Origin of the sequence: Parabacteroides distasonis ATCC 8503 (genome assembly GCF_000012845.1) — a bacterium.
GTDB classification, from domain to species: Bacteria; Bacteroidota; Bacteroidia; order Bacteroidales; family Tannerellaceae; genus Parabacteroides; species Parabacteroides distasonis.
Window position 1 is genome coordinate 2898699 of sequence record NC_009615.1, and the last position, 18271, is coordinate 2916969.

General features: G+C 39.2%; 11 protein-coding genes. All 11 read right to left on the reverse strand.

All coding sequences use genetic code 11. The features are described from left to right. Positions 1-75: 75 nt before the first annotated feature. Complete coding sequence (locus tag BDI_RS12330; protein ID WP_008780730.1) at positions 76-1254, reverse strand: glycoside hydrolase family 172 protein; 1179 nt, start codon at positions 1252-1254, stop codon at positions 76-78. Positions 1255-1287: 33 nt separating this feature from the next. Then, positions 1288-2703 carry a glycoside hydrolase family 140 protein gene (locus tag BDI_RS12335; protein ID WP_008780729.1) on the reverse strand — a complete coding sequence of 472 codons (1416 nt, stop codon included), beginning with the start codon at positions 2701-2703 and terminating at the stop codon, positions 1288-1290. A 17-nt stretch (positions 2704-2720) separates the two neighbouring features. Then, entirely contained in the window at positions 2721-4061 is a 1341-nt protein-coding gene (locus tag BDI_RS12340; RefSeq protein WP_005861413.1) for a glycoside hydrolase family 28 protein, read from the reverse strand. A 111-nt stretch (positions 4062-4172) separates the two neighbouring features. Continuing rightward, positions 4173-5762, reverse strand: coding sequence for a RagB/SusD family nutrient uptake outer membrane protein (locus tag BDI_RS12345; protein WP_005861411.1), 1590 nt, complete (start codon positions 5760-5762; stop codon positions 4173-4175). Positions 5763-5774: 12 nt separating this feature from the next. Further along, a complete protein-coding gene (locus tag BDI_RS12350) occupies positions 5775-8951 on the reverse strand; it encodes a TonB-dependent receptor (RefSeq protein ID WP_022191823.1) in 3177 nt (1058 codons plus the stop codon). Between the two features lie 282 nt (positions 8952-9233). Beyond that, entirely contained in the window at positions 9234-10244 is a 1011-nt protein-coding gene (locus tag BDI_RS12355; protein WP_008780727.1) for a FecR family protein, read from the reverse strand. 69 nt (positions 10245-10313) lie between these two features. Further along, a complete protein-coding gene (locus BDI_RS12360) occupies positions 10314-10886 on the reverse strand; it encodes an RNA polymerase sigma factor (protein WP_005861405.1) in 573 nt (190 codons plus the stop codon). Positions 10887-11031: 145 nt separating this feature from the next. Then, on the reverse strand, positions 11032-12543 hold the full coding sequence (locus tag BDI_RS12365) for a Gfo/Idh/MocA family oxidoreductase (RefSeq protein ID WP_009018301.1): 1512 nt from the start codon (positions 12541-12543) through the stop codon (positions 11032-11034). 13 nt (positions 12544-12556) lie between these two features. Then, a complete protein-coding gene (locus BDI_RS12370) occupies positions 12557-13228 on the reverse strand; it encodes a 3-keto-disaccharide hydrolase (protein WP_009018302.1) in 672 nt (223 codons plus the stop codon). Positions 13229-13244: 16 nt separating this feature from the next. After that, positions 13245-14933: a RagB/SusD family nutrient uptake outer membrane protein gene (locus BDI_RS12375; RefSeq protein WP_009018303.1), complete on the reverse strand. Its 1689-nt coding sequence runs from the start codon at positions 14931-14933 to the stop codon at positions 13245-13247. Between the two features lie 17 nt (positions 14934-14950). Then, a complete protein-coding gene (locus BDI_RS12380; RefSeq protein WP_011966866.1) occupies positions 14951-18211 on the reverse strand; it encodes a SusC/RagA family TonB-linked outer membrane protein in 3261 nt (1086 codons plus the stop codon). Between the last annotated feature and the right edge of the window lie 60 nt (positions 18212-18271).

Consider the following 18271-nt stretch of genomic DNA (forward strand, 5'->3'; position numbering starts at 1 on the left):
GCTTCGAAAGAATAGACATCGATAAAAAGGAAAGGTTTAATCGGAAATAACATTTAACATCTTACCACAGGCCATTTACCATCTCGGAATCTCCAAATCATCCTTACTGGGTAATGCCGGGAATTTAGCGTGTGGTTCCGCCTGATACCAGAAAGTAGTCGATGAGATATCCGACTTCTGGTTATTATACCTACCGTCGTGCCGCCAACCCAAATCTTGAATCGTAACCTTCAGATCCTTTTCAAAACGAACCGGGTCCAAGATATGCCAGCGATACAAGCCGAACGCCGTAACAGCCCGATATAGGCCATCCGGACGGATCACTTGGTGCATTCCCGCATAAGGAGTGGTGAATTCTTGGTACTGATGTGTTTTCTGATTCTCGAAGTTATACGAACCGCAGAAATAATCCTCCGTACCTGTTCCACAGATTGTCGGGTATTCCTTGTCGCCATCCATATAGAACTTGATCTCTCCTTCACCCCACCAACAGTTATCATTGACACGCCAAGCCAAATAAGTTCCAACATATTGTCCCTTTCCCTTGATTCCATCCACCAACGTATGGCTAGAGCCTTGTGTCGGGTTGGAACGACGGAACTGTGCATGGAAATATCCCTCATCCTCCGGCACTTCCGTCAAGGTATAATTAATTTGGTAATACAAACGCATCTCTTCCGCATTGTTAATATTCTCCAATGTTATGCGTGCTTTCTTACGGAACGGCATCTTCCAGTAGCAATTGAAAGCGCTCCCGGGGTTTACACAGACCGCTAACGAAGATAGTTGGGCATACTCATTAAAAGCACTGGCGAAGAAATCCCCGACCGGACATTCAACCGAAGGCTCTTTCTCGTCGTCCCAATACATACGGAGTATCGAGAATCGCCAGTTGCCAGTGGGAGTCATCCATATCTGCTGGATAGCCCCCGGGCCATCAATCTCCGCGATGGTAACTGTCTCCCCCGGTTTCACGATAATAAAAGGATTTACTTTCCAGCCTTTCCCCAAATCTTTCGCTGGGCCGGCCGCATTCGCCTTATTCCGGACATCCTTATCTCTCACGGGATCAGCCATCGCTCCTTTCCCTTTCTCCCCCGTAAAATTCTCCGGACTGATCGAACGACTCTGCGCATTCGACAAACGAGAAAGGTTTCCCATATTCATATCCAACCCGTTAAAAGGATACTGCTGGGCATTCGCCCAAAAACTTAACAGCAAAAAGGCTAACAGCAAAACATTGATCTTCTTCATAATGACTTTTATTATTTAAAATTTATACATCGTCTACCTATCATCCGCCTCCAAAATTAAGATCCAATCATTTCCCCTCTCTCCCGCTTCTCCGGGCGCATTGAATGTACGAATTCCCTTATTCTCGACCGGTCCGATCAAGGTTCTCGCCCCATTCCTCGGATTGAACCAATAAGCTTTACCTAAAGATCGCAATTTACTCATTTGTATTCTTACATCCTGCCCTTGACTCAAATAAACTAAAATAAAAGTCTTATCTTTTGCTAAAACGGGAGTGATATAGCTTGCGTCATTGTAATTAATTCCGAACAGGACGGATAGATCCGGACGGAAACGATCTAACGGATACATCGTAAACAAAGACTTTACATAGCGCATACATTCGGCTCCCGGCCTATCCAACGCACCATCCCAAAACGTAAGGCATGGTACATGATATTTACCACCCGGCTTATACATTTGCCAAATAGCGTTATTCCCATATGTATATCCGGCAGCTCCAGAGAAATAAGTCCAATAAGCCTGCATACGAATATCATAGTCATCGTAAATTCCATCCGTAAAATAAGTCGTATCCTTAATCAATCCGTTATCACCTATTATGTCCTCCTTTTTCTTCCCGAACTTAGCATAATCAAAATATTCCCAGAAAAGAACCGGTATGTCCTCGTATGAAGGTTCCGCGTTTACAAACGGTTTAATCGGGTTCAATTGAGCATACATACCCGAAAAACGATATACCGGATCCATCCGGCGGTAATGCCCGCTTTGGAGAATATTGAATGATAGCCAAGACTCATTGTGGAACCAATAATGCGAGGAAATCTCTCCCGTCGGATGATAGGACATTAGTTGTGTTCCTCCATTTCCCTCCTGAATTCCTTTCGCCATAGATTGCCAGATCTCGAACTCCTTATCCGTAACCACATTTCTATCACCACCAAGAATCCATATTACAGCTTCATTTTTATATCGGGTTCCCAGTATTTTCCCGTATGTATACGCATTATCTGGATTAAACAATGCTGGATTTCCGTCTTTCTCTACCACATTGTTTGCCCAAGTAGGTAGAAGCCCTATATACATTCCTCGTTTGCCGGCCTCTCGAATCACAAAATCCACCAACTCAAAGTACCCTTCCGTGATTTGGGTAGGGTCTTTATCAACCAAGGGCAAATATCCATACGCATTCGGTTTATCCAAACCATCCAGTTCAGATAAGATAACAGCCTGTATTACCGTAAAGCCCTTTTCTTGCCGGTTATCCAGATAATGAACGATCTCCTCCTTATCCAATACATGAAATAACTCCCAAGCCGTATCCCCCAGCCATAAAAAGGCACCGCCCTCTTTCTTATAAATAATAGGATCGTTCGGACGGACAATCAAATCTTGAGCCAAACAACCCAATACACAAAAAGCTAGACAAAACAAAAGATATTTTCGCATACTAATTCTTTTTAAGATTAAAAACTTACATTATAAATCTCCACGGACCCCACATTATCGAAACAAGAGGCTGGGCCAACTTTCCCATTCTCACAATCTAACCGAACATTCCGTAAAATCACTCGATCTAAATTATGAAGGTAAAGCCCCCAGCAAGGGAGCGCACGATAATCGGTCAATGGCTTCGAGGGAGTACGTCCTACTATTTCTTGATCTTTGTTTCCAACATACGATAAGGAAACATCCGAAAGCCGGACATCTTTCAAACTACTATCTCCCCAACTCTCTACCGAGGCGGCCGCTTTCATTAAACGTGTACCTCTTATATGCTCCAGACAGATCCGCTCTCCCCGGTTCCCCTCATTCAATGTGACTAGAAACGGATTATCCAATTGATCAAAAGAACAGCTAGATATCAATATATCCTTTACTTCCCCAAACGCAGGGAACCATGCGCCCGGTTGGAGCAATATTCCAGAAAGCATATTCCTACGTTTTTGTTCACCGGAAGTCCGATGTGGATATTTTCCCGGACCTCTAAATTCACAATCAACGATCTTTAAACCAGTAGCCGGCATTATCAACCTTATCCCATTGCACGATGAGTTCATATAGCAATTCTCTATTACCATATTCTTCCATAGCCCACCCGCAACAGCATCATCACCCGTATAAAAACGGCAATTTCGGATACGGATATCTTTTCCGCCACGAATATGAATCCCATCCCATCCTTCCTCCACTAAAAGATTATCGAAAGAAGCCCTTTCAATATCATAACTCATAAAAGCATAGTTCGATGCTCTTCGTAGTTTAACTCCCGATATCTTAATCCCTTTCGATCTCGACAAAAAGAGAATATGAGGGCCTCTCATCCCTTCTTCACCTTTTTTATCTTGAATATGGGCACCATCGATTACCCCCTCTCCTGTAATTGACACACCTTCAACTTGATCTCCTAAAAGCAATGCCTTGTTCCAATTCCGGGGTTTTACTTTATAATAAGCCTCATCTTGATTAAGATCGGATATAGAACGGTACTTTTCCAGATTATTTATGCCTTTCACTACGGCATTACTTTCTAAGAATAAGTTTACTTTACTTTTCAGCAGAATACTTCCTGTCAAAAACGTTCCCTCCGGAATGATAACCGTTCCTCCCCCTCTCAAGGAACAAGCTTCTATTGTCCTGTTGATGAACTGGGTATTGTCTGTTATTCCATCTCCTTTAGCTCCAAAATCCACGATATTATAGGTGCTATCATCATTTGAGGCCCAACCTATCCGCATAAAGAGCATAAGCAATACAAAGAGACTCCCCCGAAAGACTCTTACTTTCGATACATCTATCATCTTCATTATTCAATAAGATTTAATATGATCATAAAGGAATAAAAAAAGAATAGGATTAGCGATCCCAAGAGAACTATCCTATTCCTTTTCTTTGATGAACTTTTCAACAAGTTATATCTACTCGTTCTCGTAACCTATGCTTTGTGTCATATTCGGATTATTCTCCATTTCAACCTTGGGTATCGGGAAATACAAATCTTTCGCATCATAATGCGGATTACCAACACGTGTCTTTCCATACCAACGGCTAATCTCCTCATCCAAGACCTTCCAGCGGCAAACATCTTGCCAATGTTGTACGCCCTCACCGCAGAACTCCATGAAACGTTCCTCCCGAATCGCATCTCTCAAAGCTTCTCCACTAGCCGTTATATCATGGGAACTATCTCCATTATAAGCTCTTCTTCTTACCAGATTCATATAGTTCCGGGCATTTACCTCATCTCCCGTAGCCTGACAAGCTTCCGCATACATCAAATATACATCCGCCAAACGCATCAAATACATATTAATACCAACCCCTAAATTCAACTCATTCACCGTACTTTTCAACGGATTGTATTTTCGCATGCTCCAACCTTGAATGTCAGCCTCCGTATCCTTATATTTCAGAACCTGCGTCTGCTGTCCATTCATAATAACAGGAGTTCCCGGACGCAAAGCGGCGATATCCAGACGAGGATCTCCATTAAAACGTTTAATATTCGCATCATGAAAGAAAATATTACCCCAACCGGCCGCCTCAACATCTCCACTTGCGTTCTGGAAACATAAGGCAGCGATCAATCCATATTGAGAACCTTCTCCATACCAAAAATATCCGGAAGTATCCCCATTACGGAAATTAATCTCTAAGATCGATTCTCTATTAAATTTCTCCTGATCCTCATTAAACATCTTCGCATATTCATTGAAAGGGAGCAATTCTTTTCCGGAAGAATCAATAACCTCTTTCAACGCTTTCTTTGCCGCATCATAATTACCCATATACAAATTCGCTTGCCCGATGTAACTAGCAACGGCAACAGAGGTTGGACGTGGATAGTCCGCCCGCTCTTCCCATACGGCAGGTAGCAAAAGTTTGGCTGCCTCATAATCTTTCAAGATCTGATCGTAAACCTCGGCCACCGTGCTACGTTCTATATTTAGCATATCCGGAGTCGATGCTACCTGTAAACGAACAGGTACACCTTTTTTATCGCCATCCCCGTTGCAAGGATATCCCTCCCCAAAAAACGCTACTAACTGTTGGTGTGCCCAACCTCTCCAAAACAAAGCTTCTCCCTTCATCTGCGAAAGTCTTGCTAAATCCGCATCCGTAAACTTCTCCTTGTCGATTCTTTCCAATTGCTCCAATACGGTATTCGCACAAGAAATCATTTTATAATAACCAATCCATAACGTCCCAATGTAAGCATTATCAGAAGTCACTTGATTGGTCGCCAACTGGTTCCAGTTGGCGTCACCAGTCCAAGCCATATCTACCGTATGATCCACACAGAATGTCCCTTTCGCCATAACCCTTTTTCCATACAAAGGCACAGCGACCATATTCGCATAAACTGAAGTTACGATAGTCTCCATATCCGCCATAGATTTAGGGTAGACACTTGGAGATAACGCACTGGGATTTGATAAATCCAGAAAACTATCCGAACAACTATTAAAAGTTAACGCAGCAGCTAATAATATAACTAATTTCTTCATCTTCCTATTAATTTAGAGGGTTAAACTTAAACCGCCCATAATGGTGCGGGTGGAGGGAGCCCGTTTCACAGAATACATATTTCGTTCCAAATATCCACCACCCAATTCAGGATCTCCTTGGAACTTTGTGATAATAAATAAATTATCGCAGTTAATATAAAACTTCAAACCTTCTATCTTCAAATGAGAAAGTATTGATTTCGGTAAATTATAGCCGAAATGTAAATTCTTCAATTTAAAGAAAGAACCATCCTCCACAAAATAAGAGGAGACATTCTTGAAGTTTCCATTCGGATCCTCTTTCGTTACTCGAGGATGTGAAGTAGCCCGGTTCGTCGGACTCCACGCCTCATATACCTTATAAGTCGTATTATAGTCGCCATAGAAACTTCTTTCATAAAGCTTAGCGCTATTAAAGACATCAACACCTGCGTTTCCTAACCAGCCCATACTTAAATCAAAGCCTTTCCATGACAAATTTATATTCAATCCATACATCAAATCCGGCCAAGGATTACCGATATATGTCTTATCCTCATTCGTCACCTTTCCGTCTCCATTTAAATCCTTATATTTCAAATCACCCGGAGCCGTACCTGCTTGTTGGTACAATCCATCCGGAGATTGAGCGTTTAAGGCATCGATTTCCGCTTGGTCTTGAATAATGCCATCCACTACATACCCATACATCTGTCCCATCGGTTGCCCATTTTCCGTACGATAAATAGAACTATTCAAAGCCGCATCGCTTCCAGCCCAAATGATCGGATTCACTTGGTCACTTAACTTTACCACTTTGTTCTTGTTGGTAGACAACGTAAAAGCCACGTCATACCTGAAATCTTTATAGGAATCCCTCCATTGAACCATCCATTCGAAACCTCTATTGCTTATCTTTCCGATATTAGCCCGATAAGAAGAGGTCTCGCTAAATGGTTCCGAAGAAGGCCCGGCAGAAGGTGGCACACCTACTGAATACAGCATATCGGAAGTTTTCTTATCATAATACTCGATTGTCGTATTCAAGCGATTATCCAGAAAACTTGCGTCAACACCTATATTCCATTGGGCCACGTCTTCCCATTTAATCGTAGCATTCGCAACATTTGAATACCAGAATCCTCTCTGCGTATTTTGCCCATCATATGAATAATATAGATAATTATTCGTAAAAGAAGGTTCATACAAGAATTGAGGAATTGTATTGTTACCAATTTTACCATAACTTCCTCTCAGTTTTAATTGAGACATCCATGTTATATTATCCTTTACAAAGCTCTCTTTTCCCACATTCCAACCAACAGAAGCCGAAGGAAACACACCAAACCGATTCTCTGGACCAAAGTTATCATAACCATCCCGACGAATACTAGCCTCTAGCAAATACCTGTCATCATAAGCATAGTTTACACGAGCGAACTGGGATAAACTACGACCTTCCGTTTTCGTTCCGGATACATCTTTATCTCCCGTACCTAAACTAATATCATCCGAAGGCTGAACCAAGAAGCCGTTTTTCCAACCACCTGCCGAAGAAGCCGTCGCCCGATAAGCCTCGTAGCCAACCATACCTTTTACATAGTGTTTCTCCCCAAAAGTATGATCATAAGTCAATGTATATAACATACGTAAATCATAACCGGAGCCATAATCTTTCGAGTAATAATCCTGTTGAGACAAAGATCCCAAATTCCATGATTCTAAGAACAAATTATTCGCATGGGAGTCAAAATTGGCAGAGAAATTCGCTTGGAATTTTAAATCATTGATAATCTCCCAATCCAAAATCGCATTTGCCCGGGCCCAAAACCTACGTTCATTCGCATGATGCGACATTAGTGTAGCCACATGATTAGGTCCCTCGTAGTAACCACCTGCCGGATGTTTCCCCCAACCTCCACCAGCTTCGTTGGTATTATCATAAGGCACCATCGTAGGAACTTGGCGGTAATAAACATAATCATTATTCGTCTGCCCATACAAATGGGGATCCGTATTATTAAAACCAACAGTCAGGATCTCAGAAAATTTCACACGTTTACTTATATTTGTCTGGCTAGCCACACGAAAATTACCCGCATCCTCAAATGAATAACGTTCGATAAACTGATTCTTGTAGAACTCCGCAGACATATTAAATGTAGTTTTCTCATTACCACCTGTCATCTGTAAAAAATAGTTTTGCCTAAAAGCATTACGCCAAACCAGATCTTCCCAGTCTGTATCTGGTAGCGAAGCGGGATTATCCCAGCCGGAATTGGGATTATTAGGGAAGCCTGCCGCCAGTTTCCGGTCAATAAAGTCTGCGGTATGCAGCATATCCGGCAAATCGATCGGAGTCTCTATTCCAAAGTTTACTCTCGCATTAATAGAAAGTTTCCCTATCTTTCCTTTTTTAGTGGTAACAAGGATCACACCACCTGCTCCCCGGGCACCATAAATAGCAGTAGAAGCCGCATCCTTCAAGATCTCGATAGATTCTATATCATTAAAATTAGGAGCGCTACCCGGCACTCCATCCACGATCCACAACGGATCCGCGCCATTGATAGAAGCCGCTCCACGAATGATAATGTTCCCATTGGAAACATTGACACCAGCCACACGTCCTTGAATAACATGCGACACATCCATATTTAAATCATTAAAATCATCCGTCTTAATAGAAGCCACAGATCCCGTTACATTCGACTTCTTCTGCACGCCATAACCAACAACGACTACCTCATCCAGTTTTTGAGTATCTTCCTTCAAGTTTATCATTAAACTTGATTTTCCGTTCACTGCTACATCTTGAGTATTAAACCCAATATACGAGATCTGTAAAATACCGGTATCATCTATATTTAATGAGAAATTTCCCGAGATATCCGTTACCGTTCCATTCGTAGTCCCTTTCTCAACAACATTCGCTCCGATAATCGGTTCGCCGTTACTATCCACCACAGTACCAGATACCTGCTTTACTTTACCTGCAGTCTTTAAAGTTACGACAATTGAATGGCCTGTCATCGTATATTGCAAGTCCCTTTGATGCAATACATCATCCAACAAACGCTGAATCGGCTGATTCGTCACGTTTAAAGTTACCTCCTTCTTTCCTTCCACTATAGCATCCCGATAAGAGAATATATATGTGGTTTGCTTCTCTACAGCCTCAAAAAATTGCTTTAATGTAGCATTCTTCATGGAAAGAGTGACACTTCCTGTCTGAGCTAATACCAAAATAGGATTAAAAAACAGAAATAGAGCCAAAAAAATTATATAGCTACATTGATTTTTTCTACTTTTGAACATATATTATTTTTTTAAATTGATACAATCCGTTTTATGGCCTAATCGCCATTCTCGTAAATGGAGTATTAATTGGGGAACCGGAAAATCTCGACCATTTTTCGGTTCCGTTTTTATTATGAAGAATCTTGTCGCATAAGAACTGATTTAAGGTTGTACATTTTTATTTTCACTCGCTCAAGGATGTATAAAGATATCATCTCCTCGTACATCATATGTAAAGTCATAATGCCTCTCTAAAAGGTCCATTACCTCTACGATATATTCACTATCAAAATTTCCGGTAAATAAGTCATTCGCTAAAGAAGAATCATTCAAATGGATATTCACGCCATATCTACGCTCTAGTTTAGCCAAGACATCACTTAATGTCGTTGATCGGAAAACGAGATCTCCTCTTAACCATGCCGTTTCAAATCGATTATCTGTTTTCTCCACGGTTATAATACCCGATTCTTTATTGAACAATGCTTTTTCATTCGGTTTTAGATAAACGACACGAGAAGGCTCTGAACAAGTCTGTATCTTGATCCGTCCCGATATCAAGGCCATTTCCATGACATTCTCCCGTTCATACGAATACACATTAAAACTTGTGCCCAACACTTCTATATCCAGATATTTTGTATGTACCACGAAAGGTTTATCCTCATTCCGAGTCACCTCAAAATAGGCCTCTCCCTCTAAATTAACCTGTCGAAGCTCTCGACCGAAATCGTGAGTGTAACTTAAGCTCGATTCCGCATTTAGTTTTACTTGTGTTCCATCCGGTAAAGTCACCCCCGATCTTTCCCCTCTATCGGCATGAACCACTAAATTACCAATACCCTCCTCCTGATTGACTGGATTGAAATATAAATAACCAGACAATACACTTAATAAAGGTATTAATAGTATTGCGGCGATACGAGCCAGTTTCCTAAACACCATAACGAATCGTTCTTTTCTCGTTCGATTTTGAATCCCGCTGAACATATCTCGTATGATTCTCTCATCAACCTCTTCAAAGGGTCGCCCATTTTCCCATAAAAGAGACAATGACAACGATAATTCATCATCATCAGACAAATTAACCAAAAGCCGTAGTGTTTTCAACTCTTCCGTAGAGATCGTATGATCCATGTACTTTGAGAGCAAATAATATGTATGTGATTCCTGCATAATACCCTTTTTATAAGGTATACACATGAGCCGTTAATTTATAACATGTCTTTTTAGATGTTATAAAACATAAGAATATTATTTTTTCAATTTTATTTATCCGATAAAGAAAAGAGAGAACAGCAAAGCATACTTACCGAGCTCCTTTCTTAAAACATGTAAGGCTTGCGATAACTGGTTACGCACAGATTGTTCTGAAATAAAGGCTTTAGCCGCTATTTCTGTTATAGTTATACCTTGTTCCTTATTTAACTCAAACAGTTCTCGTTGGCGAGGTGTCAACTTTTGTTTCGCTATTTCCAGTCTATGGTTAAATTCCTCAAAAGATAATTTACGTTCAATCGCTGTTTCCTCTCCATCTCCAGACTCATTCAGTACAACATCTTCCAAAAAAAGTGGACTATTTGCCTGCCTACGAAACTCATTCAATAATTGGTTCTTGGCCATCGTAAATAGGAAAGCACTGAAAGACATATCTAAATCAATCTGTTCTCTCCGCACCCACACTTTGATAAAAGTCTCTTGTACAATATCTTTTGCAAGAGCATCAGAATGAGTCAAGTGCAATGCGAACGCATATAAGCGTGAAGCGTATGATTCATACAGTTTCGTAAAGTCTCTGTATGAACCGCTTCGTAATCGTTCTAGGTATATCCGTTCTACATCCATCTCCTCTAGCACATATTGACCGAACAAATATAAAATAAAAAAATAAGAAGAGGTTATTTCCTCTTGAAAAGAAATAACCTCTATCTACTACAGATACTCTTTAACTAAATGACATCCAACAGAAGTTCACGACCTTTCTATGTTCTCAGAATGGCATACTGGGTAAACTAAACCCATTATTATAAGTATGCTTAATCCACTCATTCGCAACATCAAGAGCATTAAAGTCCGCAAAACGACGATCAAAACGAGGATCACCATCAACAACTTTAAAATCATCAACTGTTACAATCTTAATTGTGTCAGTAGGAGATATATTGGTAAATTTCATATTCTCTCCATCCCATAACAATTCTCTATGTAGCCCATGAAGACCAGAAAGACGTACCGCAAGAACTCCCATTACTACCATTTCATTAAAAGGTCCGGAGAATTGGAAATTTGAAGATGATTCTACTCGGTTTTCTGGAGATTCTTTACAAGCACGAATCCAATCTTGCTCATGGGCATTCGTAGACCAAATATTGCCATTACCTCCTTTAACTCTTGGTATTGAAGGCTTAGGCTGGTTAAAATGTTCCATATCAGATACGGGCAATAAAGTTGGATTCATTCCATAACAGCCAGTCATGATTTTCCCTTTTGTCCCAATAAAAATAATACCACCATTTTCATCTCCCATCATTTGTCCATCTTTTAATTCCTCCGGACGAGGAGGCATTAAACCTCCATCATACCAATATACCTTAACCTCAGGCATTTTTGTGTTTCCTTTTGGGGGACGAGCCGGGAACGTATAAGTTACAATTTGTGCATGAGGTGGCGAATATAAATTACTCAAGGTTGAACTACCTATCACACTTATCGGATACTTCAAATCAAGTGCCCAATAAAGTGGGTCCATAATATGGCAAGCCATATCTCCTAAAGCACCCGTTCCAAAGTCCCACCATCCCCGCCAATTCCAAGGTGTATAAACTGGATTATATGGTCTTTTTTGCGCCGGTCCAATAAACAAATCCCAATCAAGAGTCTTCGGGCATTTCGGATTATCGCTAGGCCGCATTAATCCTTGAGGCCAAATCGGACGATCTGTCCAACAATGAACTTCATATACTTCCCCAATAACACCGGATTGAATCCACTCTGCTATTTGACGACACCAATCAAAAGAATTTCCTTGATTACCCATTTGCGTCGCTACTTTATATTTTTTAGCGAGTTTTGCTAGTAAACGAGATTCATAAACAGAATGAGTTAAAGGTTTTTGAGTATAACAATGCTTCCCTAATGTAATAGCATGAGCAGTAACTCCTGCATGTGTATGGTCTGGAGTAGCAACCAATATCGCATCAATTGATTTTCCGAACTCATCGAACATAACACGCCAATCTTTAAATTTTTTTGCTTTTGGATAATCATTGAAAGTCTTCTCTGCATATCTCCAATCTACATCACATAAAGCCACAATATTCTCTGTACTCATATTCCGTAAATTACCACGGCCCATTCCACCGACACCAACTCCAGCAATATTCAATTTATCACTTGGTGAAGTAAACCCATGCGTTTTACCTAAAACAGAATTTGGTACGATCGTTAAACCTGCTGCTAAAGCTCCTGTCTTCAAAAAATCTCTTCTTGATATATGTCTCATAATAATGATGATTTTAAAGTTGTTTCAGTTGAATATTCCTAAACCAAATATTAGATTCTCCATGTTTCCCTTGCAAACCAATATAACCTTTTGTTGGCATATTCGCATACGGGATTGGTAGCCATTCCGGAATCTCTGTTCCATCTGGATTTGTTGTTCCAGAAGTCCAATCTGCTAAATTAGCCGAAACAATATGTTTTCCATTCAATTCGATATCTATCTGCTGACCTTTAGCAGTGATAATCATTCGGTTCCATTCTCCCGGTTTCTTCACGACCAATTGTTCATTTGCTCCTTTATGTCCATAAATAGAACCACAACGCCAATATTCTGGATATGATTGCCATTCAGGATGATGATCATCCGCTATTTGAATCTCAATGGAAGATGGGATCCAATTACCCTTATCCGTACAATAAATCACAACCCCACTATTTGTATTCACATCTGTCTTGAATTCTAAATCCAAGATAAAATTTTCATACTGCACCTTTGTCCAAATAGATTGATCGGCTGTGGCAGTAAGTATGCCATTTTTAAAGGTCCAAACCGAACTATCATAATCAGCATTTGATAAATCTTTGTCAAATAATGGTCTATAATCAGTTTCGACCCTACACGATATTAATAACAAAAGTATAATCAATACGGTAAATACTCTTTTTACATTTATAAACTGTTTCATATATCGATTCTATTTATTAAAAGCCAGCTGTTGTTTGTTTTAACAAAGGATTCGCATTCAATGCACGATAAGGAATCGGAAATACGTCTTGATTCGTCGCATCCGGAGTTTTATCCCACCACGCACCTTCACTAAAACGATTCCATCGTATTAAATCAATACGACGATGACGTTCTCCTATGAACTCACGACCTAATTCATCGACAAATTCATCATCGGTTAATTTCGAGATATTAGATTCGTAACTAAATTTAGACCAATCTTCCGCTTTATAATAACGTTTCCTAACCACATCCAGTAACCGAGCAGCCCCTATCTTATCCCCTGATCTATATTTACATTCAGCTAACGAATAATAAATCTCTGCCAATCTGATCTCTGGAATAGAGTTCATTTGGAACAAATCTTTCGATTGAGGTAACCAAGGGAATTTTATCAAACGATATCCTGTATTCTCTTCTCCGTAAATTACATGAGATCCTTTGGCTAAACCAGTCTCTCCCTCCGAAAAACGTCCAACTTGATCCACATAAACTAGAGGTTTACCATTATATTCTTCCGTACCAGTTATTACTTCATCTGTAAATCCATACCCTTTTTCATAATCAAATTTATATTGAGTTCCCATCAAGAAAAAGCCCTCATAATCTCCATCATTTGAAATAACTCTAAAAGCTTTCTTTCGGATATCTCCATCCGGGAATTTTTCAAACGGCATACCTAATTTATCTTGGTATAAATTTCCATATAAGTCCCGAGACGGTGCTAAATTACCTCCATTCCAACCTTGCCAGTCATTATCCAAGGAATAACGATCTTGATAGTGCATCCACATATTATATAGCCAAGATGCCTCAAAATAATTTTTCTTAATCGCAAATTCCATAATATTCTCTTTAGATCTATAACCGTTTATCCCCGAGCGGAACGGGCCTCTATAATCAGGGTCAATACTATATTCTCCATATTTTCCATCTAATATAGCCTGAGCCATTTGCTCACATTCATCATATTTTGAGATTCCTATCCATTTTTCCGCATTCAAGTATAAACGGACAAGTATAGAAGCTACTCCTGCTTGATCAAACCTAGATACCCCCCTATTTTTAGGTAAGTCCGGTAATATAGCTAAAAGCTCTGACTCCATAAAGTTAAATACTTCTAGGGGTGTAGATTGAGCCTTCACTTCTTCTATATCTGTAACAATTGGTACATGCCTAAAGAAATCTATTAAAAACATATAATTCCAAACCCGAAGAGCTCTTAATTCGGCTATATATTCATTTTTCGTTTCTTCCGTCAATTTAAACGTAGAGAAATCTAGATTTTCAAAATCAGACAATGTATTATTACATAATGCTATACCTTGAAAAGGAGCAGCCCAACCATTATATACGAAATTCTCCTCCACAGTCCATTTATGCTCATGCAAACGAACATACTCCCCACCATTATAACCATGTTTTCCTCTTGTCGGAATCATTAACTGGTCGGCAGTAACTTCCTGTAAAAAGTATCGAGCATCAGACCAACCCGTACTAAAAGCCTTAGCATAGTTATTCACCAACGCCGCATAAATATTATTGCTATTTTGATAATAGTTATCCGTTGTAATCTCACTAAAAATCTCTTCATCTAAATCTGTACAAGAAAATGAGATTAATCCCATTACGAAAAGAACTATTATATATTTAAACTTCTTCATAATAAATGAAATTAAGATTAATATGAAATTTGAATTCCAAATGTGAATGATCTGGCAATAGGATACACATTTAGACCGCTAATACCTGGTTCTAGACCATTTATATCCACAGATGTCGGGTCCATTACTGAATATTTCGTAATAGTAAACGCATTTTTAACTGTCGCATATACCCGTAAATTGCTAATCCACTTTGTATCTAATTTTGGAGTCCATCCTAAAGTTATGTTATCCAACCTAAAATAATCTCCATCCTCCAAAAAATAATCACACATCACTTTTCCTGACTTAATATGCCCATTCTTTCCATAAGCATCTTCTAATAAATTCATACCCGGTTCAGCAACTAATCCATAATACATTTGATACATATTCAATATTTGATAGTCAAAGCGCCCTTGGAAATATAGACTTAAATCAAATCCTTTATATCGAAATGTATTCCCCCAAGACAAAGAATATCTAGGTGTTCCATGGCCAATATAATCTTTGTCTGTATCACTAGCTTCACCATTAGCGAGTATTTTTTCTCCTCCAATTTTAGCGTCTTTCCAAACCAACATATTGCCATTATCATCAACTCCCGCATATCTTAAGCCATAAAAAGAACCAATTTCCACTCCGTCTTGTAAGCGTTGGGCATAGCCGGGATTTCCGGGAGCTGGCAGTAAATATCGATCCATATATCCTTTCTGATATGTACCATTCGAGAATTTATCCAGTTTAGATTTCGTAAAAGAAGCAACTAGATTAGTCGAATAACTAAAATCTTTCATGTTTACAACATCCCAATTTAAAGTCAGTTCCAAACCTTTTGAACTAGTAGAAGCTACATTTGTAAATATCTGATCAAACATAAAAGGGGGTAGTGGAGCGTCATAATTAGAAATTACTTCTTTACCTTGTTTTACATAGGCATCCAAACTACCTGATAACTTATTCTTTAAAAGAGAAAAATCCACACCCAAGTTATAAGATATCTGCTTTTCCCAATGTAAATCAGGATTAGGATTATTCGTAGGTCCCCACGCTTGGGTCCATTGTCCATTATCGTCTAGCCAATACCCACCTTGCTCATAACGAGCCAACGCTGAATACTTTGGGAAACCAGAGCGCCCTGTAACTCCATATGAAAAACGGAGTTTTAAATCATTGATGGCCTCTATATTTTTAATAGCAGGCAAACTTGACATTCGCCATGCCGCAGAGGCTGCAGGGAACCATCCCCATTTATGATTTGCCCCAAATTTACTATTTCCTTCATATCTAACAGAAGCCGTCAAATAGTAAGTATCATCATAGTTATAAATCAATCGCGCAGGAAAACCTATTGTCTTTTCTTTTTCTTTCAACGAAGATACCCCTAAACGACCTGCTGCCATATTCCAATCTCCAGCTTCCAGATTGTTATAGGACATCGCATCCGAAGGAAAATTTGCATTCTCTGAAGAAAAACTACGATGATTAAACTCTTGATACGAATATCCAGCCATTAATTTAATTGTATGCTTGTCAATTGTCGTAAAATAATTACCGATCCATTCCAATGTATAATCCGTATAATTTTCTTCCTGCAGAGTTCCTCGTCCGGAACGCATATTATCTATAGATTCCTTATGATTTGAATTAACATATATACGTTTAAAATACTCTTGACTCTGTCTAGCTAGAGATAATTCAGTATTTAGCGTCGGTAAAATATTTAGTTTCACTTTAAAATCAGCAAGGGAAAACTGTCTATCACCTCCATCCTCCTTATCTTTCAACCATCCTACAGGATTATAGGTATCAAACCCATACAGAGTACTATATTTAGAAGGATCTTTTTCATCCATCAATGGATGAGTCGGATTCAATTTTACCGCTTGCTGAAATACGCCATAATCCACATATTCCTCATTGATAACTCGTGTGGACAAGTTTCCTTGAATCTCTAGCAGACCTTCTAATGTCTTTGCGGTGAATCCCATTCTAACTCCATACTCTTTTCTAGAAGACGCTATATCCAAGCCATCTTTCTTCTTATAATTGGCTGAAGCTCTAAAGGTCAAATTTTCACCTCCTCCTGAAACAGCTAAATAATGACTTTGACCCAGATTACTCTTATTCAACAATTTGTCATACCAATCCACCTGATGACCAAAATCTACATCTCTTTCATGCGCAAGAAACTCATCCACAGAAAGTACTTCTGGTTGATTAGCTACCATATCATGATCGATATAGCCATCATAAGATATAGAAACTTTTCCAGCCTTTCCTTTTTTTGTTTGCACCAAAATAACTCCATTCGCTGCACGTGAACCATAAATCGCTGCAGCCGAACCATCTTTCAATATTGTAATTGATTCAATATCTTGGTTAGCGACACTTCTTAAATCTGCACCCGGCATTCCGTCTATAATAACCAATGGCGAATTCCCTGCCTCTATGGAAGAAGCACCTCGCATCTGGATATTAGGAGAAGAGTTAGGATCTGCCGCCGCCGCATTCGAGACATTAACGCCTGATACTTTTCCATCGATCATTGACAGCGGACTTGTAAATGCTCCTTGTAAAAAGTCTTTACTAGAAACAGCGGTTACAGCAGAAGTCAACTCTTTTTTGTCAACTGAGCCATAACCAACAACGACTACCTCATCTAATTTTTGTGTATCCTCTTTCATAATGACCTGAAGTACATTTTTATTTTTCACGGCTTCTTCATGAAGAGAAAATCCAATATAAGAAATCTGGAGTACCGCATCGGAAGACACTACAATAGAGAAATGACCATTCAAATCAGACATAGTTCCATTTGCTTTACCCTTCTCTACAATATTTGCACCAATAATAGGCTCCCCCGTCTCATCAACAACAGTACCTGTTACTGTCTTTTCATCTTGATCAGACTTACTGCCTTTTACTGATAGAATCACATCTTTTCCTACTATTTTATATCGTATATTCGAATTCTCAAATATATGATCTAATGTAGTGAACACATCTTTATCCTTTATATCAACAGATATTACTTGATTGATATCAACTAATTTACTATTATAAAAGAAGTGGAAATCAGTTTGACTTTCAATCAGTTCCAAAACTTCTTTTATAGATTGATCTGTCGCTTTAAAAGAAAGTGAGGTGCTTTGAGCATTTGTTGTCATAGCAAATGACATACTAATTGATAAACAAACAAGAAATAAGGTCAACTTCATAATTCTTGATATTTTAGATACCAACCTGACAAACGCTGATTTATCTCCATCAAGTTGGAAATATAAATTATTCATCATATTTTTGTAATTGATTTAAGATTAAAAAATAAATTTCTTAGTCGGTTTAAAGACCTTCTA